General features: G+C 71.1%; 22 protein-coding genes. 11 read left to right on the top strand and 11 right to left on the bottom strand.

Going from position 1 to position 20643, the window contains the following annotated elements:
• Positions 1–39: 39 nt before the first annotated feature.
• Positions 40–882: a helix-turn-helix domain-containing protein gene (locus NHL51_RS08480; protein ID WP_434143052.1), complete on the top strand. Its 843-nt coding sequence runs from the start codon at positions 40–42 to the stop codon at positions 880–882.
• Positions 883–892: 10 nt separating this feature from the next.
• Here NHL51_RS08480 and NHL51_RS08475 read toward each other — a convergent pair whose 3' ends face one another.
• The 6 genes from NHL51_RS08475 to NHL51_RS08450 are packed head-to-tail and all read right to left on the bottom strand — an operon-like array spanning position 893 to position 6766.
• Positions 893–1516: a peroxidase-related enzyme gene (locus NHL51_RS08475; RefSeq protein WP_434143051.1), complete on the bottom strand. Its 624-nt coding sequence runs from the start codon at positions 1514–1516 to the stop codon at positions 893–895.
• Complete coding sequence (locus NHL51_RS08470; protein ID WP_434143050.1) at positions 1513–2058, bottom strand: hypothetical protein; 546 nt, start codon at positions 2056–2058, stop codon at positions 1513–1515. The genes NHL51_RS08475 and NHL51_RS08470 overlap by 4 nt, the downstream gene beginning before the upstream one ends.
• A complete protein-coding gene (locus NHL51_RS08465; protein ID WP_434143049.1) occupies positions 2055–2804 on the bottom strand; it encodes an ABC transporter ATP-binding protein in 750 nt (249 codons plus the stop codon). Before NHL51_RS08465 ends, NHL51_RS08470 begins: the two co-directional genes overlap by 4 nt.
• Positions 2797–3642, bottom strand: coding sequence for an ABC transporter ATP-binding protein (locus NHL51_RS08460; protein WP_434143048.1), 846 nt, complete (start codon positions 3640–3642; stop codon positions 2797–2799). The genes NHL51_RS08465 and NHL51_RS08460 overlap by 8 nt, the downstream gene beginning before the upstream one ends.
• Positions 3639–5570: an ABC transporter permease gene (locus NHL51_RS08455; protein ID WP_434143047.1), complete on the bottom strand. Its 1932-nt coding sequence runs from the start codon at positions 5568–5570 to the stop codon at positions 3639–3641. The genes NHL51_RS08460 and NHL51_RS08455 overlap by 4 nt, the downstream gene beginning before the upstream one ends.
• Positions 5571–5614: 44 nt before the next feature.
• Positions 5615–6766, bottom strand: a complete 1152-nt coding sequence (locus NHL51_RS08450; RefSeq protein ID WP_434143046.1) for an ABC transporter substrate-binding protein — start codon at positions 6764–6766, stop codon at positions 5615–5617.
• A gap of 172 nt (positions 6767–6938) precedes the next feature.
• Between NHL51_RS08450 and NHL51_RS08445 the strand changes: the two genes are divergently transcribed.
• From NHL51_RS08445 to NHL51_RS08435, 3 genes are read left to right on the top strand one after another with little or no spacing between them, the layout of a single operon-like run.
• Positions 6939–8852 carry an FAD/NAD(P)-binding protein gene (locus tag NHL51_RS08445; RefSeq protein ID WP_434143045.1) on the top strand — a complete coding sequence of 638 codons (1914 nt, stop codon included), beginning with the start codon at positions 6939–6941 and terminating at the stop codon, positions 8850–8852.
• Positions 8842–10005 carry an FAD-dependent oxidoreductase gene (locus NHL51_RS08440; RefSeq protein ID WP_434143044.1) on the top strand — a complete coding sequence of 388 codons (1164 nt, stop codon included), beginning with the start codon at positions 8842–8844 and terminating at the stop codon, positions 10003–10005. Before NHL51_RS08445 ends, NHL51_RS08440 begins: the two co-directional genes overlap by 11 nt.
• A 34-nt stretch (positions 10006–10039) precedes the next feature.
• Entirely contained in the window at positions 10040–10759 is a 720-nt protein-coding gene (locus tag NHL51_RS08435) for an SDR family oxidoreductase (protein WP_434143043.1), read from the top strand.
• Positions 10760–10792: 33 nt separating this feature from the next.
• Here the strand turns inward: NHL51_RS08435 and NHL51_RS08430 are convergent, their stop codons facing one another.
• From NHL51_RS08430 to NHL51_RS08415, 4 genes are all read right to left on the bottom strand, one after another.
• Positions 10793–11095, bottom strand: a complete 303-nt coding sequence (locus tag NHL51_RS08430) for a Dabb family protein (RefSeq protein ID WP_434143042.1) — start codon at positions 11093–11095, stop codon at positions 10793–10795.
• An 83-nt stretch (positions 11096–11178) separates the two neighbouring features.
• Entirely contained in the window at positions 11179–11481 is a 303-nt protein-coding gene (locus NHL51_RS08425; RefSeq protein ID WP_434143041.1) for a glutaredoxin family protein, read from the bottom strand.
• Between the two features lie 110 nt (positions 11482–11591).
• Entirely contained in the window at positions 11592–11690 is a 99-nt protein-coding gene (locus NHL51_RS08420; RefSeq protein WP_005504750.1) for a 30S ribosomal protein bS22, read from the bottom strand.
• A 104-nt stretch (positions 11691–11794) separates the two neighbouring features.
• A complete protein-coding gene (locus NHL51_RS08415; protein ID WP_434143040.1) occupies positions 11795–12268 on the bottom strand; it encodes an ArsR/SmtB family transcription factor in 474 nt (157 codons plus the stop codon).
• 239 nt (positions 12269–12507) lie between these two features.
• On the opposite strand from NHL51_RS08415, the gene NHL51_RS08410 reads away from it, so the two are divergent.
• Positions 12508–13881 carry a TrkH family potassium uptake protein gene (locus tag NHL51_RS08410; protein WP_434143205.1) on the top strand — a complete coding sequence of 458 codons (1374 nt, stop codon included), beginning with the start codon at positions 12508–12510 and terminating at the stop codon, positions 13879–13881.
• Entirely contained in the window at positions 13874–14539 is a 666-nt protein-coding gene (locus NHL51_RS08405) for a potassium channel family protein (protein ID WP_434143039.1), read from the top strand. Before NHL51_RS08410 ends, NHL51_RS08405 begins: the two co-directional genes overlap by 8 nt.
• A gap of 11 nt (positions 14540–14550) precedes the next feature.
• Here the strand turns inward: NHL51_RS08405 and proC are convergent, their stop codons facing one another.
• Complete coding sequence (gene proC, locus NHL51_RS08400; RefSeq protein WP_434143038.1) at positions 14551–15411, bottom strand: pyrroline-5-carboxylate reductase; 861 nt, start codon at positions 15409–15411, stop codon at positions 14551–14553.
• A 137-nt stretch (positions 15412–15548) separates the two neighbouring features.
• Between proC and NHL51_RS08395 the strand changes: the two genes are divergently transcribed.
• The 5 genes from NHL51_RS08395 to NHL51_RS08375 all read left to right on the top strand — a co-directional run bounded on the left by NHL51_RS08395 (position 15549) and on the right by NHL51_RS08375 (position 20635).
• Entirely contained in the window at positions 15549–16511 is a 963-nt protein-coding gene (locus NHL51_RS08395; RefSeq protein ID WP_434143037.1) for a cation diffusion facilitator family transporter, read from the top strand.
• A gap of 164 nt (positions 16512–16675) precedes the next feature.
• Positions 16676–17812: an ABC transporter substrate-binding protein gene (locus tag NHL51_RS08390; protein WP_434143036.1), complete on the top strand. Its 1137-nt coding sequence runs from the start codon at positions 16676–16678 to the stop codon at positions 17810–17812.
• Positions 17813–17875: 63 nt separating this feature from the next.
• On the top strand, positions 17876–18721 hold the full coding sequence (locus NHL51_RS08385; protein WP_434143035.1) for an ABC transporter permease: 846 nt from the start codon (positions 17876–17878) through the stop codon (positions 18719–18721).
• Positions 18718–19554: an ABC transporter permease gene (locus tag NHL51_RS08380; RefSeq protein WP_434143034.1), complete on the top strand. Its 837-nt coding sequence runs from the start codon at positions 18718–18720 to the stop codon at positions 19552–19554. The genes NHL51_RS08385 and NHL51_RS08380 overlap by 4 nt, the downstream gene beginning before the upstream one ends.
• A 1-nt stretch (position 19555) precedes the next feature.
• Positions 19556–20635: an ABC transporter ATP-binding protein gene (locus NHL51_RS08375; RefSeq protein ID WP_434143033.1), complete on the top strand. Its 1080-nt coding sequence runs from the start codon at positions 19556–19558 to the stop codon at positions 20633–20635.
• The last annotated feature ends 8 nt before the right edge of the window (positions 20636–20643 follow it).

Below are 20643 nucleotides of genomic sequence, written 5' to 3'. Positions count from 1 at the left end.
GGCGGGTGGCCTGACCGTACGGCGCGACCGGAGGAACCGATGAACGATAGCCGGCGCGGCGTGCTCTACCCGGATCGCCTGCCCGAGTTCCACCGCCTGCCCGCAGGCCCCGAGATCGCTCACGCCGTGCGGTGGTTCTGGATCCCGGAATGGCGCCTCGACGAGGGCGAAGCATCGCGTCAGGAGCTCCTCGCCTTTCCCGCCTGCAACCTCGTCGCCTCGCCCGATGCAGTGATCGTCTCGGGCCCGACCACGAGACGCTCCGAACGCGTGCTCACGGGCACGGGCTGGGCCGTCGGCGCGCTGCTGCGCCCGGCAGCGGTACCGGCGCTGCAGATCGATCCGACCGGGATCCGCGACGCCGAACGGCCCCTCCGCGAGCCCGCGCTGCTGGCCGAGATCGTCCGCGCCATGACGGTCGGTGGGACCGCGGGCGTCACCGGCGGTTCCGGCTTCGCCGATCCCGACGACGCACGGCGCACGGCCGCCGCATCCGCGCTCGGGGATTGGATCGCCGCGCGGGTTCCCGTGCCGGAGGCGCACGCCGAGGCGGGGCTCGCGAACCGACTGGCCGACGCTCTCGCCGACTCGGCGATCCGCCGCGCCGATCAGCTTCCCGACCGCCTCCACGCCTCGCTCCGCACGCTGCAGCGCATCGCCGCGCGGTACTTCGGGCTCTCGCTGCACTCGATGATCCGCAGGCGTCGGCTGCAGGAGGGTGCCGAACGTCTGCGCGACGACCCCGGTCTCACCATCGCCGCGCTCGCGAGCGAGCTCGGCTACGCCGACCACGCGCACTTCACCACCGACTTCCGCGCTCAGCTCGGCTTCGCGCCGAGCGTCTACCGTGCGAAAGCCGAGCCCGGGGCGCCCGCCGACTGAACGCCGGCGGTCACCCCCCGGCCGCGATCGCGTCGTTCGCCCGCTGGTCGGCGAGCGCCGCGGCGTCTTCGCTGCCCGGGGGCAGCGGCGCGCCGAGGCTGAGCATGAGGCGGTTGGCCCAGGCGAAGAACGCGGTCGCCTGGATCACGTCCGAGATGTCGGCGTCGCTCAGCCCGACCTCGCGCAGTGCGCGCACGTGGTGCGCGGCGAATGCGCTCGGACTGCGCGTCAGCGCGGCCGCCGCGTCGACGATCGCGCGCACCCGGCCCTCGAGCTCGGCCTCGGGGCCCTCGTGCAGCAGGCGGGTCACCGTCTCCGCGTCCTTCGAGAACGTCGCGGTGAAGCGGGCGTGCACGCTCGCGCACAGCTCGCATCCGTTGACGCGCGACGCGACGGTGGCCGCGAGCTCGCGGTCGCCGCGCGGCAGGCCCGGGCGGGCGATAAAGATCTCGCGGTCGAGCTCCGTGCGCGCCGACAGCGAGTCGGGGTGCCAGGCGAGCAGGCGGAAGTACGGCGAGTTCGGCCACACGCTCGTCTCGTAGGCCTCGCGCTGCCGCTCGCTCGCGGTGTCGGGGCCGGCGGCCTCGATCCAGGCGTGCCAGGCGCGCTCCTCCATGGTGAAATGCCGGCTCATGCCCCGACCTCCTCGAGGACGCGCAGCCCTGCGATGACGCGGGTCTGATAGGTCGTGAACGAGACCACCTGCGAGAGCACGACGATCTCGACGACGCCCCACCCTGCGGCCGCGAGCGAGTCGAGGTCGTCGGCGGTCGCGGCGGCCGGGCGCTGCACGAGCAGGTCGACGTGCCGCAGCAGCGCGCGGATGCTGCGCTGCGCCGCGCGGCCCGCCTCGGAGTCGGCGCCGATGCGCACGAGGTCGCGGGCTCCCGCGGCGTCGAACGCCGCCGGGCCGGAGGCGACGGGCTCCTCCTCCCCCAGCTGCTCGGCGTAGAACTCGGCGAGCCCCGGCGCCCCGTCGAGGTGCGCGGCGCGGGCCGCGGCGAGCAGCCGGGTCGCGCGGGCGAGCCCCGGCGCCTCGTCGTCGGGCCCGACGTCGAAGAGCGCGTGGAGGCTCGATTCCGCGGCCTCGGTCACGCCCGGGCGGTGGCCGCGGATGCGCTCCGACGCCGCGGTGTCGAGCCCTGCGAGGGCTCCGATGGTGTCCTGCACGGTCATGCTGGTGTTCCTTCCTCGGACGATTCCTGCTGCAGCCCGCGGCCGAGGTAGGCCTCTTGGATCGCGGGGTTGCTCGACAGCTCGGCGGCCGGGCCCGAGAGCACGATCTCGCCGGTGCGCAGCACGTAGCCGCGCGTCGCGATCGAGAGCGCGAGCTCGGCGTTCTGCTCGACCATCAGCACCGAGACGCCGAGGTCGCGGTTGAGGTCGGCGATGCGTGCGAGCACCTGCTCGACGATGATGGGGGCGAGACCCATGGTGGGCTCGTCCATGCAGATGAGCCGCGGGCGGCTCATGAGCGCGCGGCCGAAGGCGAGCATCTGCTGTTCGCCGCCCGACATGCTGCCGGCGCGCTGCCCGCGCCTCGCGAGCAGCTTCGGGAAGAACTCGTACACATCGGCGAGCGTCTGCTTGACACCGCGGTCGCGGCGCGTGTGGGCGCCGCTCAGCAGATTGTCCTCGACGGTCATGTCGCCGAAGACGCGCCGCGCCTCGGGCACCGAGGCGATGCCGGCCTTCACGCGCCGGGCGGTCGACCAGTGCGAGATGTCGTCGCCGTCCCAGAGCACCCGCCCCGAGTCGGGGCGCTTGAGACCCAGGATGGTCTTCATCGTGGTCGACTTGCCCGAGGCGTTGCCGCCGAGCAGCGACACGATCTCGCCTGCGCCGACGGTGAGGTCGACATCGATGAGCGCGGGGCTCGGGCCGTACGATACCGACACCGATTCGAATCTCAGTTCAGTCATCGGCGTGCTCCTTCGTGAAGGTCGTGCCGAGGTACGCCTCGATGACGCGCGGGTCGCTGCGCACTTCTGCGGGGGTGCCCTCGGCGATGATGCGGCCCTCGTCGAGCACGATGATGCGGTCGGAGAGCGTCATCACGAGGTCGAGCTTGTGCTCGACGAGCAGGATGGTCTGGCCGTGCCGCTTCAGCTCGAGGAGCTGTTCGAGCACCTCGCTCGTCTCGGTCTGGTTCATGCCGGCGGTCGGTTCGTCGAGCACGAGGATGCGGGGTTCGGCGACGAGTGCGCGGGCGATCTCGGTGCGGCGGCGGTTCGCGTACGACAGCGTGAACGCGTACTGGCCGCGCCGCGGCAGCAGGCGTTCGCCGAAGCGCTCGAGCTGGCGGGTCACCCGGGCATCGGCGGCGGCATCGGCTCCCGCGGCCGAACGGCGCGCGAAGAGCGCGGCGAAGGTCTCGCCGAGGAGCGGCAGCCACCGGAGCCCCGGCAGTTCGCGCAGCTTCGACCGGCGCTGGCCGAGGCCGTCGAGGCCGACGAGCACGTTGTCCTGCACCGTCAGGTTGCCGATGACGCGGCCGTTCTGGAAGGTGCGGGTGAGCCCCAGGCGCGCGATCTGGTGGGGCCGGCGGCCCGTGAGCTTCACGCCCGCGAGGTCGACCTCGCCCGCATCGGCGGCGAGCACGCCGCTCACGATGTTCAGGGTGCTCGTCTTGCCCGAGCCGTTCGGCCCGATGATCGAGAGCACCTCGCCCGGAGCGACGGCGAAGCCGACGCCGTTCACGACGGTGAGGCCGCCGAAGCGCTTCGTGATGCCGGTCACGGTGAGCAGTGCGTCGTTCATGCGCGCGCCTCCTTCGCGGTGTCGACGGTCTCGGCGGGCTGCTCGACAGGGATCGCCGACGCCGTGCTTCCGGAGCCCGAACCGGAGCCGCCGAGGCGCGACCACAGCCGCTGCACCCAGCCGACGTGCGACCACAGACCCTGGGGCCGCAGGATGATGAGGCCGAGCAGCAGCACGCCGTAGAGCAGCAGGCGCCAGTCGGCGAGGGGGCGGAAGAGCTCGGGCACGCCGACGAGGATCGCCGCTCCGATGATGACGCCGACGGGGGCGCGCAGGCCGCCGAGGATGGCGATGGTCACGGCGAGCACCGAGAGCGAGACGTCGAACTGCTTCGGCTCGATGAAGGTCACCTGCGATGCGTAGAGCGCCCCGGCGATGCCTGCGAGCACGGAGCCGAGGCCGAAGGCGAGCGACTTGTACGACGCCGGGTGGAGGCCGGCCGAGGCCGCCGCGACCTCGTCCTCGCGCACTGCGGCCCAGATGCGGCCGAGCCGCGACGTGCCGAGGCGGGAGGCGAAGGCGATCGCGACGACGAGGATGGCGAGGGTGAGCCAGTACATCGCCGACGCCGAGCCGAGGCTCTGCCCGAAGAGGGTCGGGCGCGGGATCGATGAGATGCCGCGCGATCCCTCCGTGATCTGCGGCAGGTTCAGCGCGAGCGCCGAGATCACCGCGCCCGCCGCGAGCGTCGCCATCGAGACGTAGTGCCCGCGCAGACGCCAGGTCGGCGCCGTGAGGATGACCTGGAAGAGCCCGGCCGCGAGGCCCGCGGCGAGGAGGGCGAGCCAGAAGTTCCAATCGTGCCGCGTGATGAGGATCGCGGACGTGTAGGCCCCGATCGCGAGCGCGCCCGCCTGCCCGAGTACGATCTGCCCGGCGAAGCCGCCCGCGATCGTGATCGACAGCGCGAAGAGTGCGTAGACCCAGACCTGGCTGCCGGCGCGCAGGAAGTAGTCGCTCGTGATGAAGGGCAGCGCGGCGAGCAGGAGCACGGCGACGGCACCGGCCCACTTCGGGAGGCGCAGCGGTCGACCGGCGCCGAAGAAGGTGCCGGTCATCGGCTCTGCGCCGATCGTCGGCACGCGGCCGAGCAGGCCGCCGGGCCTGATCCACAGCACCAGCAGCAGCGATCCGAAGGTGATGAGCTGGCGCACCGAGTCGCCCCAGATCGAGACCCCGAGCGCTTCGGCGATGCCGAGCACGAGTCCGCCGACGATGGCGCCCGCGATCGACCCGAGCCCGCCGATGGTCGCGGCGGCGAAGCCCTGGAGCCCGGCGAGGAAGCCGATGCCGGGCGACACGTTCGACGTGTACATGCCGACGAGCAGACCGGCGATGCCGCCGAGCGCCGAGGCGATCACGAACGAGAGCGCCTGGATGCGCTCGACCGGGATGCCCATCTGCTGCGCGGCCTCCTGATCCTGCGAGGTGGCACGGATCGCGCGGCCCGTCTTCGTGTACCCGAGCAGCCACACGAGCAGCGCGACGCAGGCGATGCTGACGCCGATGATGACGAGCGAGAGCGTGCCGAAGCGGAAGCCGAGGAGCTCGAAGTTGTCGCGGGCGAAGGCGCTCTCGAGGCGGCGGGTCTGCCCGCCGAAGATGCGCAGCGAGAGGTTGTCGAGGATGACGCCGACCGCGAAGGTCGCGAGTAGCACCGCGATGCCCGGGGCCTTGCGCAGCGGGCGCACCGCGACGAGGTAGACCGCCCAGCCGAGCAGGCCGGTGAAGACCACGACGACGGGGGCGACGATGCCGATCGGCAGGCCGAGCGGGCCGATCAGCCACCACGAGATCATGGCGCCGACGGCGAAGACCGCGCCGTGCGCGAAGTTGATGATGTTCGAGACCCCGAAAACGAGGGAAACACCTACGGCGATGAGCGCGTAGGTGCTTCCCCCGACGAGGCCGGCAAGAAGGATGTCCACGGGGTTCCTGGTTCTCCGGAGGGTGCGGGCTGGCGACGGCGGTTCTACTGGAGCGTGAAGGCGCCGTCCTTGATCACGAGCGGGAACTGCTCGGCGTCGCTCACGCGGCGGGTGTCGTCGAGCTGGTAGCTGCCGTACAGCACCGACGTGAAGTCGCCGCCGTCGTCGAGTGCGTCGCGCAGATCTGCGCGGGTCAGGCTCTTCGCGCGCTCGGCGCCCTGGGCGACGGCGTGCAGCGCGTCGTAGGCGCGGATCGCGTAGTCGCTCGGCACCTTTTCGCCCGTGGCGGCTGTGAAATCGGCGATGAACTGCTGCACCTCGGGGTCGTCGTTGTCGGGGGTGAAGTAGCTGAGCGTCTGCACACCCTCGGCAGCGTCGCCCGCGAGGTCGATGAACTGCTGGTTGTAGATCGAGCTGATGCCCACGATGGGGGTCTCGATGCCGAGCTCGCGCGCCTGGCTGGTGATGAGCGCGCCGTCGGCGGCATACGAGATCAGCACGATGACCTCGGGGTTGGTCTTCTGCGCGGCGAGCAGCAGCGGTCTGAAGTCGGTGCTCTCGGGGTCGTAGGCCGTCGAGTAGACCTCGTCGAGGCCCGACTGCTTCTCGCCCTCCTGGAAGAACCCGAAGGTCTCCTGGCCCCAGTCGGTGTCGTGGTAGAAGACGGCGGCCTTCTCGCCGGTCTGCGCGGCGAACTCGGCGAGGCGGGGCGCCTCGTACTCCTGCGATACCCAGGTCGCGAAGATGTAGTCGCCCGGGTCGGTCACGTCCGGGCCGGAGGCCGAGAACGCGAACTGCACGAGGCCCGCATCCTGGTAGATCTGGCTCGCGGCCGAGGTGGCCGGGGTGCCGAAGTCGCCGAGCACGGCGAGGATCGATTCGTCGTCGACGAACTTCTGCGCGACCTGCGGCGCCTGCGCCGGGTCGGCCTGCGTGTCCTCGTAGACGAGTTCGACCGGGTGGCCCTGGACGCCGCCGGCCTCGTTGAGCTGCTCGGCGGCGAGGTCGAGGCCCTGGCGGAAGTACTCGCCGTACTGGGCCGAGTTGCCGGTGTCGGGCAGGGCGACGCCGAACTTCACGGGCGCATCGGCCGAGTCGCCCGCGGTGTCGCCGCCGCTCGACGAGCACGAGGCGAGGCCGATCGAGAGCGCTGCGACGGCTCCGACCGCAAGAACCTTGCGAAAGCGTGAAGGCATGACTGAATCTCCTTGAAGGACTGAGAGGGGGGCGAAGCCCGTTCGCCCGAACTGTTCACAGTTTCGCGCACGAACGGCGGGCGCTGACCTATATGAACTTATATTACGCATAACGTAGCGTTGGCATCCTCGCGAATTTGCGGCACCGCCGAGCCCATGGGATAACCGTAGGGTGACCTCCCCCTCGATCGCGATCATCGGCGCCGGCGTCCGCGGCACTGCGGCGCTCGGGCGCATCGCGGCACGGCTGAACGGCGGCGATCCGGTCAGGGACCCGCTCGCGTTCGATGTGCACGTGATCGATGAGTTCCCCGCCGGGTCGGGCCGCATCTGGCGCGCCGGCCAGCCGCGATCGCTCGTGATGAACACGGTGCCCGCGCAGTCCACCGTCTTCGGCGACGCGACGCTCGGCTTCGAGCACGATTCGCCCGGCCCGAGCTTCGCCGAGTGGTGCACCCGGGTTGCTGACGGCGGCATCGCGGCCGATTCCGCCGAGGAGCGCGAGGCCGCCGCCGCGACGCGGCCCTGGAGCTTCCCGTCGCGCGCGCTCTACGGTGCATACCTGCGGTGGGCGTACGCCGGATTCGCGGCGTCGCTGCCCGCCGGCGCCCGCCTCATCGAGCATCGCGCCCGCGCCACGCGCGTCGCCCGCACCGCCGACGGCCGATTCGCGGTGTCGCTCGGCGCCGACCGGATCACGGTCGATGCGGTACTGCTCGCCCTCGGCTGGCTGCCGCGCCACGCCGGAGACGGCCACGACGTGCCGCCCGCGAACCCCATCGATCAGCGCATCGAGCGCCTGCTGCCCGGCGAGACCGTCGCCGTGCGCGGCGTCGGCATGGGCTTCACCGATCTGCTCGGCCTCGTGACCGAGGAGCGCGGCGGGCGCTACGCGCCGCGGCCCGGCGCCTCCCGCGCGGGCGAGCTCGACTACGCGCCGAGCGGCCGGGAGCCCGTGCTCATCGCCGGCTCGCGCACCGCCCTGCCGTTCCTCGCGAAGCCCGACTTCGGCGCTGTGCCGCCGGCCGCCGACCTCGCTTCGCTCAGCGCCGCGATGCCCCGGCTGCGGGCCGCCCGCCCGCTCGACTTCGGGCGCGACGTGCTGCCCCTCATCGAGCGCGACGCGGCCGCCGTCTACCATCGGGCGCTCGCGGAGCTGCACGCCGAGGCCTACCGCGAGGCGCCGAGCGCGCTGCTCGACGAGTTCGACGGGTTCGATGGCGCGGCCGGGGCCTCGGCCGACGTCGATCGCTGGCGCGACCTCGAGCGCGACCTCGTGCCCGACCCGGCGCTGCGCTTCGACCCCTGGCGGCCCGGCGCCCCGCTCGAGGGAGCGACGCTCGCCGAGATCGACGCCGAGATCGCCGACCGCCTCGACCGCGATGCCGCCGAGGCAGCGCTCGGCATGCGCAGCGCCTGGAAGCGCGGGCTGCACGTGTTCCAGGCCGCGCGGTCCGCGATCATCCCCCTCACCGACTTCGGCGGAGTCACCCGCGAGAGCGTCGCGGGCCTCGATCGGTTCCTCTGGGTCGCCGGCCTCATCGGCAGCGGCCCGCCGCTCTTCCGCGTAGAGCAGCTGCTCGCCGCGCATCGCGCCGGCGTGGTGCGCTTCTCGGGCCCGGGAGCGCGCATCGAACACGTCGACGGGCCGTCGGGCACGCGCAGACGCGTCGTGGCGCTCGACGGCTCGGCGACGCCGATCGACCGCGTCTTCGATGCGCGCCTCGACCTGCCCGATCCGGCCCGCCACGACAGCCCGCTGCTCGCGGCGCTCATCGATGACGGCGACGCGCGACTGTGGACAGGCGCACAGACGGGTGCCGGGGCGCACCGGCCGCCGACACTCGAGATCACCCCGGCCGACAGCGCCCTCATCGGCGCCGACGGTGCGCCCGTCGCCGGCCTGCACTCGGTCGGCCCCCTGCACGAGGAGCTGCGCCGCTTCACCATCATCGCGCCGATTCCCGGCGTCGGGTCGACCGTGCTGCGCGAGATCGACGCCGCCGTCGCCGCGATGCTCGACCGCGCACTCGCGAACCACCCCGACCCCGCCACCGACAGAGACGAGCCGGCGCATGCCCACTGAACCCACCTCATCCACCGCCACCGGCACCCTCGTGATCGGCGGCGGCGTCATCGGGCTCGCGACCGCATGGCAGCTCGCCCGCCGCGGCGAGCGCGTGCACCTGCTCGAGCGCTTCGCCGAGCATCACGATCTGGGCGCGTCGCACGGCTCGACCCGCAACATGAACAACGCCTACGACGAGGGCTTCTACCTCGATCTCTACGACGAGGCGCTCGGCCTGTGGCGCGAGCTCGAAGCAGAGACGGGCCTCGAGCTGCTGCGGCTGCACGGCCTCGTCACCCACGGCGACCCCGCCCTCGTCGAAGCCGCCCGCGAGACGCTCGTCACCCGCGGGGCCGAGGTCGAGGTGTGCGCGCCCGCGGCCGCGCGCGAGCGGTTCGGCGGCATGGCGTTCGAGGGCGATGTGCTGCTCACCCGGCAGGCGGGCATCGTGCTCGCCGCCCGCGCGCTCGACGCGTTCGCGCAGGCCGCCCGCGACCGGGGCGCAGTCATCGAGCACGGCGTGCGCGTACGCGCGCTCGACGTCCGGGATGCCGGTACCGCCGGCGCTTCGATGCGGGTCGAGGCCGAGACCGCCGACGGCGGCGTGCGCGTCATCGAGGCCGAGCGGGCGGTCGTCGCCGCCGGGGCGTGGAGCGCCGATCTGCTGGCCGGGCTCGTCGATCTGCCCGAGCTCGTCGTGACCGAGGAGCATCCCGCGCATTTCCCGCCGCGCGATCCGGAGCACGTCTGGCCGTCGTTCAACCACCTGCTGCCGAGCGACGATCTCGACGCGTTCGGCGGCAACGTCTACGGCATGCCGAGCCCCGGCGAGGGCGTGAAGGTCGGGTTCCACCGCGTCGGCGCCGTCGTCGACCCCGACGATCGGGCGTTCCGCGCGAGCGACGAGCAGCGCGCCCGGCTGCGCGACTACGTCGCCGAATGGTTCCCCGGGCTCGACGCCGACCGGCCCGTCGAGATGAGCTGCACCTACACGTCGACTACGTCGGGGCGCTTCGTGCTCGACACCGTCGGCGCGCTCACGATCGGCGCCGGGTTCTCGGGGCACGGCTTCAAGTTCGCACCCGCGATCGGGCGGGTGCTCGCCGACGCCGCGACCGGTGCGGCGCTGCCGCCGGAGCCCTTCCGCCTCGCGGCCCATCGATCCCTGTAGGGTCGTGAAGGCACGAGCCCGAAGGAGCATCAGCATGACCGAGCAGCCCACCCGCACCGGCGCCGAAGCGCATCCCGTCGCCCTCGTCACCGGCGCGACCGGCGGCATGGGCCGCGAGATCGTCGCCGAGCTCGCCCGCACCCACCGCGTCGTCGCCGTCGGGCGCAACGCCGCGGCGCTCGCCGAGATCGCCGAGACGACCGGTGCCGAGGCCCACCGGCTCGACATCACCGACGAGGCCGCGCTCGCGGGCCTCGTCGCCGGCCTCGACCGCCTCGACGTGCTCGTGAACGCCGCCGCGATCTCGCGGGCGCACCCCGTCGCGACGGCCCCGGCCGAGGAATGGCACGAGCACTTCGCCGTCAACGTCACGGCCCAGGCCGTGCTCACCCGTCTGGCGCTGCCCTTGCTGCGCGCGTCGCAGGGCACCGTGGTGTTCCTCGGTTCGGGCGCGAGCACCCGCCCCGCCCCCGGCAACGCCATCTACACGGCAACGAAGCACGCGCTCCGGGCCGTCGCCGATGTGCTGCGCATCGACGAAGAGCCGCACCGCGTGCGCGTCGTGACCGTCGCCCCCGGGCAGACGGACACCGAGATGCTGCGCGGCCTCGTGGGCGATGCGCCGTACGAGGCGTCGCGGTACATCAGGCCGGCGTCGATCGCGGGCACCGTGCGCTTCGTCGTCGATGCGCCCGCCGACGTGCAGATCACCGACATCGCGGTGCGCCCCCGCCAGGAGATCGCCCGCATCTGAGGCGCGGGCCCCGCGTTCGAGGCCGGCGTCCGCTCAGATCGTGAAGTCGGTCGCGACGCGGCCGATCGCGTGCCCCTTGATGATCGCGCCCGCGGCGACGTGGTCGGGATGGGTCGCATAGGCCGCCAGGCCCTCGGCGTCGTCGAAGTCGGCGATCAGCGTGACATCGTAGTTGTCGCCGTCGAAGAGCTCGTTGCGGTGCACGTCGATGGCCCGAATGCTCGGCACGGTCTCGCGCAGGGGCAGCAGCGCATCCGCGATCTCGCGGGCCTGGGCATCGCGCGCCTCGCGGGTGTCGCCGCTGAGCTTCCAGTTCACGATGTGTCGCAGGGTCATGTCGGGTCCTCTCTCGAAACGGCACTGCCCATTCTGCCAGGCGGCGGGCCGTCAGGGATCACTGCGCAGCCGGCACGAGCGGCTCAGCGCAGGAAGGGCAGGCGCGGCTTCTTCGCGGCCTTCCCGGCGGCTTTCTCGACAGCGGCCTCGAACTTCACCGGGTCGACGCGCCAGATCGCGTGGCGTCTGCCGCCGATCATCACGACCGGGACGTCCTCCGAGTGCAGGCGGGCGAGCGCCTCGTCCTGCAGGATGTCGAGCTCGTCGAGCCCGGTGGCGATCCCCCTGCGGTGCAGCGCCTCGCGAGACGCCGCGACGACCGCTCGCGCATCGTCGCAGAGATGGCAGCCGGGCTTGCCGATGAGAGTGATCTGCACGGAATTCACGGTGCCCATTCTACCGGCGCCCGAGCCGCGCCGGCTCTGCGCCGAGACGCGAAAAGGCGCCGGACCGATGGCCCGACGCCTCGCGCAGTCGCGCGCTCGAGTGCGGCGACCTACTTCTTGTTGCGACGCTGGTGACGCGTCTTGCGCAGCAGTTTGCGGTGCTTCTTCTTCGACATCCGCTTGCGGCGCTTCTTAATAACTGAACCCACGGTTACCTCACAAAGTTTCTCAGGCCGGCCGTCGCGCGGCCCACAAGTCACATATATTACTCGTGCGAGGCTGGGAGCGCGAACTGGAAGCGAGAACCGGCTCTTCAGTCCTTCAACTTGAAACGCGCGACGAGCTCCTTGACGCGCGACTCGGCCCGGGCCGCGGCCCGGCCGATGCGCTCCGCCGCGGCGGCCGCCTCCTCGGGCAGCACTTCGCCCAGGTCGTCGAATCCGTCATCGGTGTCGGGGCCGACCACGCGCTCCCCGTCCTCCGAGAGGTACTCCACCGTCACCTCGGTGTCGAAGCCCGCCGAGAGGAACGGGATGACGAAGTCCTCGACCATCTCGAGCGGCTCGGGGTCGAGCGAGTAGAACCGGTGCTGGCCCTCCTCGCGCACGGTGACGAGCTCTGCCTCGCGCAGCACCTTGAGGTGCTTCGACACCGTCGGCTGGCTGATCTCGAGCTTGCCGACGATCTCGGAGACGCTGATCTCATCGCCCGTCGCATGCCGTTCGAGCAGCACCTGCAGAATGTCGCGCCGAGTCGCGTCGGCGATGACTCCGAAAATATCTGGCATGGGTCAAGGCTACCCGAGGCTCCGCGAACCGTCCCGGTCGCGTTCCCAGACCGTGTGCGACCGGTGATCCCTGCGGAGCCGCACGTGCCCGCGCGCCCCGCGCGCGCGTGCATGTACGATTGCACCTATTCGTCCGCCGCGGGCGAGACCGACATCGCTGCAGGAAAGAAGGAGTCGTGAGGGCACACGCCTTGCGCGGCCGGGGCTTCACCCGGTCGTCGAAGTCGTGGATCGACGCGCTGGTCCACTCCTCGCCGCCGCGGTTCGCCATCCTCATCTTCTCCGGCCTGATCCTCATCTGGACTGCGCTGCTCTCGCTGCCGATCGCGAGCCGTTCGGGCGAGGTCACCCCCCTGGCCGACGCGCTCTTCACGGCGGTTTCTGCGATCTGCGTGACCGGCCTCTCGACAGTCGACATGGCGGCGCACTGGTCGCTCTTCGGCGAGCTCGTCATCCTCGCCGGCCTGCAGATCGGCGGCATCGGCGTGCTCACGCTCGCAAGCATCCTCGGTCTCACCGTCACCCGCCGCCTCGGCCTCAGACAGCGCCTGCTCGCCGCCGGCGACACGAACCCCCTGCGCATGTCGAAGGGCGCTTCCGAGAGCCAGGCCGTCGGCCTCGGCGATATCGGCGGCCTGCTCGGCTCGGTGGCCATCAGCGTGCTCGTCATCGAGGCCGCGCTGACCATCCTCATCGCACCGCGCCTCATGCTCGACGGCTACAGCTTGCTGCGCTCGCTGTGGGACGGGTTCTACCTCGCGGCGTCGGCGTTCACGAACACCGGCTTCGTGCCGCTGCCGGGCGGCCTCGACCCGTACGCGACCGACTTCTACCTGCTCAGCGTGCTCGCCGTCGGCGTTTTCCTGGGGAGCATCGGCTTCCCCGTCATCTTCGCGCTCTACCGCTACATCACGGGCGGCGGCTGGCGGGCGCACAAGCGGCTCGGGCTGCACGCGAAGCTCACGCTCACCACGACGCTCATCTTCGTCGTCTTCGGCTGGCTGCTCATCGCCCTGCTCGAGTTCAACAATCCTGACACCTTCGGCTCGCAGAACCTCGGGCAGACGCTGTTCAGCTCCGGCTACATGTCGGTGATGACCCGGTCGGGCGGCCTCGGCATCATCGACCCGCTCGACATGAACAGCTCGACCATGCTCGTCATGGACATGCTCATGTTCGTCGGCGGCGGCTCGGCGTCGACCGCGGGCGGCATCAAGGTGACCACCATCGCCGTGCTCTTCCTCGCCGCCTACGCCGAGGCCCGCGGCTACCAGGAGATGCAGGCGTTCGGTCGCAGCATCCCGAACGAGGTGCTGCGCCTCGCGATCTCGGTGCTCATCTGGGGCGCGACGATCGTGCTCATCTCGAGCACCATCATCATGCAGCTCACGAAGGTCTCGCTGGACGTCGCGCTGTTCGAGGTGATCTCCGCCTTCGGCACCTGCGGGCTCTCGACCGGCCTGTCGGCCGAGCTGCCCGACGCCGGCAAATACACGCTCATCGCCACCATGTGGCTCGGCCGGGTCGGCACGGTGACCATGGCGGCGGCCGTCGCCGCGACCAGCCGCACCCGACTGTACAAGCACCCCGAGGAAAGGCCGATCGTTGGTTGATATTCGCAATGATGCCCCCGTCATCGTCATCGGGCTCGGACGCTTCGGCGCTTCGACCGCAGGTCAGCTCGACCGGCAGGATCGCGAAGTGCTCGTCGTCGACACCGACGCCGCGCTCGTGCAGAAATGGGCCGACCGGGTCACGCACGCGGTGCAGGCCGATGCGCGCTCGATCGAAGCCCTCAAGCAGATCGGCGCCGACGAGTTCCAGATCGCCGTGGTCGCCACCGGCGCCTCGATCGAGTCGAGCGTGCTGATCGCCGCGAACCTCGTGGACCTCGGGGTGCCGCAGATCTGGGCGAAGGCGATCTCGCTCTCGCACGGCAAGATCCTCGAGCGCATCGGCGTGAACCACGTCATCTACCCCGAGCGCGAAGCCGGCGAGCGCGTCGCGCACCTGCTCTCGGGGTCGATGCTCGACTTCATCCAGTTCGACAACAACTACGTGATCGCGAAGATGTACCCGCCGCGCTCGATCCGCGGCCGGGCGCTCAAGGAGAGCGGCGTGCGCACCCGCTACCGCGTCACCGTCGTCGGCGTGAAGACGCCGGGAGAACCGTTCACGCACGCGACGCAGGACACGGTCATCTCGCCGCACGACCTCATCATCGTGTCGGGCGCCGCGGCCGACGTCGAGCGCTTCGCCGCGATCGGCTGAGGCGCGCCGGGCTACTCGCCGCGGCTGATCTCTTCGGCCCGCTGCACATTGGCGGCGAGCGCGCGATCGAAGAGATCGCCCCAGCCGGCCTCCTCGAGCACGGCGATGGCCCGCTCGGTGGTGCCCTTCGGGCTCGTGACGTTGCGGCGCAGCTGCTCCGGGCCCTCGTCGCTGACGGCGAGCAGTTCGGCCGAACCCCGCAGGGTGCCCTCGACGAGCACGCGCGCCTGCTCGGCGTCGAAGCCGAGGCGCAGGGCCGCGGCCATCATCTGCTCGGCGTAGTAGAAGAGGTACGCCGGGCCCGAGCCCGACACGGCCGCGATGTCGTTGATCTGCTCCTCGCGCACGACGAGCACCGTGCCGACGGTCTCGAAGAGCGCCCGCACGGTTTCGAGGGCGGCGCTCGACGCCGTCGTCCCCGCGGCGATGCCGGTGACGCCGAGGCCGAGGTGCGACGGGGTGTTCGGCATGGCCCGCACGACCTCGATGCCGGCGGGCACGAGCTCCTCGATCGCGGTCGACGGCACGCCCGCGGCGACGCTCACGACGATCGCGCCGGGTTCGAGCGCGTCGGCGATCTCGCGCACGACGTCGGCGATCATCCACGGCTTCACGCCGAGCACGACGAGCTTCGCGCCGCGCACGGCCGACCGGTTGGCGTCGGCGTCGTGCTCGGAGGCGATCGCGATCACGTCATCGGAGTCGGCGAACGCGGCCGCGCTGGCGGCCGACTTCGTGGTCACCGCGATCGGCAGCTCGATGCGCGCGTCGGGGCCGCGGAGGCCGGCGAGGATCGCCCCGCCCATCGAGCCGACGCCGAGCATCGCGGTGCGGGGAAGAGCGGGTGCGGCCTGCGCTGGCTGATCGTTCATGGCCCCCAGTCTAGATTCACCGGCCTGCGGCACGCGAAGGGGCCCGCCGTGCCTCAGGCCCCGGCATGCGCTCCCGCGTAGAATGGGCGAGTGACGGCGGGGCACGGATCCCGCCCCGACGAGGAGGCACTGGAGTCATGAGCGCATCTGGCGGCAGCAAAGCGATCATCGCGGCGTTTCTCGCCAACATGGGCATCGCGATCACCAAGTTCATCGCGTGGGCGCTCTCCGGTTCGTCGTCGATGCTCGCGGAGGCCGTGCACTCGGTCGCCGACTCGTGCAATCAGCTGCTCCTGCTGCTCGGCGGCCGGCGCGCGAAGCAGGCGGCCGACAAGTCGCACCCCTTCGGCTACGGCCGCGTGCGCTACGTCTACGCCTTCGTCGTCGCGATCGTGCTGTTCTCGATCGGCGGCGTCTTCTCGATCGCCGAGGGCGTCGACAAGCTGCGCAACCCGCACGAGCTCGAGAACTGGTGGCTGCCCCTCGCGGTGCTCGTCATCGCGATCGCGCTCGAGAGCTTCTCGCTGCGCACCGCGATCAAGGAGAGCCGCCCGCACAAGGGCAGCTCGACCTGGGTGCAGTTCATCCGCCGGTCGAAGGCGCCCGAGCTGCCCGTCGTGCTGCTCGAGGACCTCGCGGCGCTCGTCGGCCTCGTGCTCGCGCTCTGCGGCGTCGGGCTCACCGTCATCACCGGCAACAGCGTCTTCGACGCCATCGGCACCATCGCGATCGGCGTGCTGCTCGTGTGCGTGGCCGTCATCGTCGGCGGCGAGGTGAAGAGCTTGCTCGTCGGCGAGGGCGCGAGCGAAGAGGATGTCGCGAAGATCGAGGCCGCGCTGCTCGACTCGAAGGACATCGGCCGCATCATCCACATGAAGACCCTCTACCTCGGCCCGGACGAGTTCATGGTCGGCGCGAAGGTCGATATCGCTCCGACGACGATGATGAACGAGGTCTCGGCGATCGTCAACCTCGCCGAGCGGCGCATCCGGGATGCCGTGCCCGCGGCATCCGTCATCTACATCGAGCCCGACATCTACCTCGACCCGAACGCCGAGACGCCGTCGACCAGTTCGATCGTGATGCTCTCGAGCGACTGAGGCTCAGTCGACTCGCAACGCTCACGCATCACGAGTGCATGGTTTACCGAAGCGTTACCCATTCGATCCACGCGATCCATGCTTTGCCCATACGCTGAAGGAGTATAGACAGGCGCGCACGGGGCCTTCCCGGCGCGCTCCATTCTCCGAAGTGAGGAAGCACTGTGAAAGCACGTGTGATTCTGCGTTCGACCGCTCTGGCGGCCACTGCTCTGCTCGTCGGCGGCGGCCTCGCCGCCTGCTCGGGCGGCGGCGATTCGGGCGCCGCCGACTCCGGCATCGACGCCTCGACCGCCACGAGCGCCGCCGACTTCGGCGGTCTCGAGGGGCTCGTCGAGGCGGCGGAGGCCGAGGGCCAGTTGAATGTCATCGCTCTCCCCGAGGACTGGGCGAACTACGGCGCGATCATCTCCGCATTCGAGGAGAAATACGACATCACGGTCAACTCCGCCTCGCCCGACGCATCGAGCGCCGAGGAGATCCAGGCAGCCGAGAACCTCGCGGGCCAGGACACCGCACCCGACGTGTTCGACCTCGGCACCGCGGTCGCCCTCGAGAACACCGACAAGTTCGCGCCGTACCAGGTCGAGACCTGGGCCGACATCCCCGACGAGAACAAGGAGGCCACGGGTCTCTGGGTCAACAACTATTCGGGAATCATGTCGCTCGGCTACGACTCCGACAAGCTCTCCGAGCCCGCCGACCTCGAGGCGCTGCTCGGCGCCGATTACCGCGGCGCGGTCGCGCTGAACGGCGACCCGACCCAGGCCGGCGCGGCGTTCGCGGCCGTCGGCTGGATCTCGGCGCTGAACGGCGGCGGCGTCGACGACTTCGGCCCGGGCGTCGACTTCGTCGGCGAACTGAACCAGGCCGGCAACTTCCTCACCCTCGACCCGACCCCGGCGACCATCGCCTCGGGCGAGACTCCGGCCGTCTTCGACTGGTCGTTCAACAACGTCGCGGCCGCTGCCGACAAGCCGAGCTGGAAGACGACCGTGCTCCCCGGCCCCGCATACGTGTCGTTCTACAACGAGGCGATCAACAAGGATGCGCCGAACCCGGCCGCCGCTCGCCTGTGGCAGGAGTGGATCTTCTCGGACGAGGCGCAGAGCCTCTTCCTCGAAGCGAACGCCGTGCCCGTGCGCGTCGACGCCCTGAAGGAGGCCGGCGCCGCCGATGAGAAGCTCATCGAGGCCGCGACCTTCGGTACCTCGGCCGAGGATTGGATCTCGCCCGACCAGGCGCAGACCGACGCCGCGAACGCGCTGCTCTCGGAGCGCTGGGCCTCCGTCATCAAGTAGCCCTCTTCGTTCGTCGAGGCGGCCCCGGCCCCCCGCGGCCGCCTCGACGCGTAGGGTCAGACCATGAAGCGATTCCTCCCGGCACTCGGGCTCGCGCCGTTCGCGATCTACGTGCTGCTCTTCCTCCTCGTGCCGACGGTGCTCGCCGTCGGCAGCGGATTCGTCGGCGACGACGGATTCACGCTCAGCGGGCTCGCCGCGCTGTTCACGCCCGCCACGCTCGAGGCGTTCACGGCCAGCGTCTGGGTGAGCGCCCTCACCGCGGTCATCGGCGCCGTCGTCGGCGCCGTGCTCTGCTGGGCTCTCGCCGCGCTCCCCGAGTCGGGCGCGACCCGGCGCATCGTCGACTCCGCGAGCTCGGTACTCGCCCAGTTCGGCGGCGTCATGCTCGCCTTCGCGTTCATCGCGACGATCGGCATCCAGGGCATCATCACCGTGACGCTGCGCGACGGCCTCGGCATCGATATCTTCGCGGGCGGCGTCTGGCTCTACCAGCTCCCCGGCCTGATCCTGCCCTACCTCTACTTCCAGATCCCGCTCATGGTCATCACCTTCCTCCCGGCCGTCAGCGCTCTGAAGCCGGGCTGGGCCGAGGCCGTGGCGACCCTCGGCGGTTCGAGCACGGCGTACTGGGGCCGCGTCGGACTGCCCGTGCTCGCCCCTGCGTTCCTCGGGTCGCTGCTGCTGCTCTTCGCCAACGCGTTCTCGTCGTACGCGACCGCGGCAGCGCTCATCAGCCAGGGCTCGCAGATCGTGCCGCTGCAGATCCGTGCGGCGCTCATCGGCGAGACCGGAGGCAGCGATGCCAGCACGGCGGGCGTGCTCGCGCTCGGTATGATCATCGTCATGACCGTCGTGATGCTCGTGTACGGGCGTCTCATGGCACGGTCGGCGAGGTGGCAGCGATGAGCGCGCGGGTGCCCGGCCGGCCGTCGAAGGCCGTCGCCACCACGGTGATCTGCGCCATCGGCCTGGTCTTCGTGATCCCGCTGCTCGCGATGCTCGAGTTCACGCTGCGCCAGGTCGCGGGCGGCTACGGCGCCGAGCACTGGCTCGCGCTCTTCGACCCCGAGAACGCGCGCAAGTACCGCATCCTCTTCCAGGGCATCGGCAACTCGTTCGTGCTGGCGGGCCTCTCGCTCGTCATCGTGCTGCTGCTCTTCTTCCCGACGATCGTGCTCGTGCATCTGCGGTTCCCGAAGCTCGAACGCGCACTCGACCTGCTGACCGTGCTGCCGATCGCCATCCCCGCGATCGTGCTCGTCGTCGGCTTCGCCCCGATCTACCGGGCGATCGGCCAGACGATCGGCTCGGGCATCTGGATGCTCAGCCTCGCCTACGGCGTGCTGGTGCTGCCGTTCGCGTACCGCGCGATCGTCGCCGACCTGCAGGGCATGGACGCGCGCACCCGTGCCGAGGCGGCCCGCTCGCTCGGCGCCGGATGGGGCACCGTGCTCGTGCGCGTCATCGCTCCCGGCGTGCGCCGCGGCCTGCTCGCGGCGTCGCTGCTCACCATCGCGATCGTGCTCGGCGAGTTCACCGTCTCGTCGCTGCTCAACCGGACGACGCTGCAGGTCGCCCTGCTGCAGATCTCCAAATCCGACCCGTTCGTCGCGGTCATCGTTTCTCTGCTCTCGCTCATCGGAGCGTTCCTGGTACTGCTCGCGGTGAGCGCCACCGGAGGCGCCCCGAAGCGCCGGCGCTCGCGCGGGCGCCGGCTCACCCCTCGCAAGGAGTCCTGACGTGTCACCCGTTTCCACTGCCACCGGTTCATCGGTCCGCCTCGAGGGCGTCACGAAGGCCTACGGCGCGACCACCGTGCTGCACGACCTCGACCTCTCGCTCGCGCCCGGCGAGCTGATCTGCCTGCTCGGCCCCTCGGGCTGCGGCAAGACGACCGCGCTGCGCTGCATCGCGGGGCTCGAGACCGTCTCGAGCGGCCGCGTGCTCATCGGCGATGCGGATGTCACCGAGGTGCCCGTGAACCGCCGCGACATCGGCATGGTCTTCCAGCAGTACTCGCTGTTCCCGCACCTCACGGTCGCGCGCAACGTCGAGTTCGGGCTCGGCATGCGGCGCGTGCCGAAGGCCGAGCGCACCTCGCGCAGCGCCGAGATGCTCGAGATCGTGGGCCTCGGCCACCTCTCCGAGCGCTTCCCGCACGAACTGTCGGGCGGCCAGCAGCAGCGCGTCGCCCTCGCCCGCGCCCTCGTCACCCGACCGCGCGCCCTGCTGCTCGACGAGCCGCTCTCCGCGCTCGACGCGAAGGTGCGCGTGCGCCTGCGCGACCAGATCCGCGCCATCCAGACCGAGCTCGGCATCACGACCGTGTTCGTCACGCACGATCAGGAGGAGGCGCTCGCCGTCTCCGACCGCGTCGCCGTCATGGAGAGCGGCCGTATCGCGCAGCTCGGCACCCCCGAGGAGCTCTACCGCCGCCCGGCGACGCCCTTCGTCGCCGACTTCGTGGGCCTCTCGAACCATCTCGAGGGCGAGGCCTCGGGCGATCGGGTGATCGTGCGCGGCGCAGCGCTGCCGGTCATCGCGGGCGATGCCGCGCAGGGGTCTCTCCAGGGATCGACCGTCACCGCCTACGTGCGGCCCGAGCACGTGCGGCTCGTCGCCGCCTCGGGGTCGGCCTCCGGGGCGCTCATCGCGACCGTCGTCTCGAGCGGCTTCCTCGGCGCGATCCGCCGCACCGTCGTGCAGTTCGACGACGGCGTCAGCCTCGCGGCCCAGCACGGCACGGAGGCGGCGTTCGCCGCGGGCGACCGCGTCGAGGTGTCGTTCGCGGGCGAGCCGGTCACCGTCGCCCCGCGCTGACCCGCGCC

The organism is Leucobacter sp. gxy201 (genome assembly GCF_051043335.1).
Classification (GTDB): domain Bacteria; phylum Actinomycetota; class Actinomycetes; order Actinomycetales; family Microbacteriaceae; genus Leucobacter.
The sequence above is the reverse complement of the archived record's forward strand: the minus strand, read 5'-3'. Positions and strand labels throughout refer to the sequence as shown.

Coding starts and splice junctions, on each gene's coding strand:
- NHL51_RS08395 (WP_434143037.1), top strand. CDS start 15,549: ATGAGCGCATCTGGCGGCAGCAAAGCGATCATCGCGGCGTTTCTCGCC.
- NHL51_RS08380 (WP_434143034.1), top strand. CDS start 18,718: ATGAGCGCGCGGGTGCCCGGCCGGCCGTCGAAGGCCGTCGCCACCACG.
- NHL51_RS08385 (WP_434143035.1), top strand. CDS start 17,876: ATGAAGCGATTCCTCCCGGCACTCGGGCTCGCGCCGTTCGCGATCTAC.
- NHL51_RS08475 (WP_434143051.1), bottom strand. CDS start 1,516: ATGAGCCGGCATTTCACCATGGAGGAGCGCGCCTGGCACGCCTGGATC.
- NHL51_RS08415 (WP_434143040.1), bottom strand. CDS start 12,268: ATGCCAGATATTTTCGGAGTCATCGCCGACGCGACTCGGCGCGACATT.
- NHL51_RS08460 (WP_434143048.1), bottom strand. CDS start 3,642: ATGAACGACGCACTGCTCACCGTGACCGGCATCACGAAGCGCTTCGGC.
- NHL51_RS08480 (WP_434143052.1), top strand. CDS start 40: ATGAACGATAGCCGGCGCGGCGTGCTCTACCCGGATCGCCTGCCCGAG.
- NHL51_RS08440 (WP_434143044.1), top strand. CDS start 8,842: ATGCCCACTGAACCCACCTCATCCACCGCCACCGGCACCCTCGTGATC.
- NHL51_RS08470 (WP_434143050.1), bottom strand. CDS start 2,058: ATGACCGTGCAGGACACCATCGGAGCCCTCGCAGGGCTCGACACCGCG.
- NHL51_RS08450 (WP_434143046.1), bottom strand. CDS start 6,766: ATGCCTTCACGCTTTCGCAAGGTTCTTGCGGTCGGAGCCGTCGCAGCG.
- NHL51_RS08435 (WP_434143043.1), top strand. CDS start 10,040: ATGACCGAGCAGCCCACCCGCACCGGCGCCGAAGCGCATCCCGTCGCC.
- NHL51_RS08465 (WP_434143049.1), bottom strand. CDS start 2,804: ATGACTGAACTGAGATTCGAATCGGTGTCGGTATCGTACGGCCCGAGC.
- NHL51_RS08430 (WP_434143042.1), bottom strand. CDS start 11,095: ATGACCCTGCGACACATCGTGAACTGGAAGCTCAGCGGCGACACCCGC.
- proC (WP_434143038.1), bottom strand. CDS start 15,411: ATGAACGATCAGCCAGCGCAGGCCGCACCCGCTCTTCCCCGCACCGCG.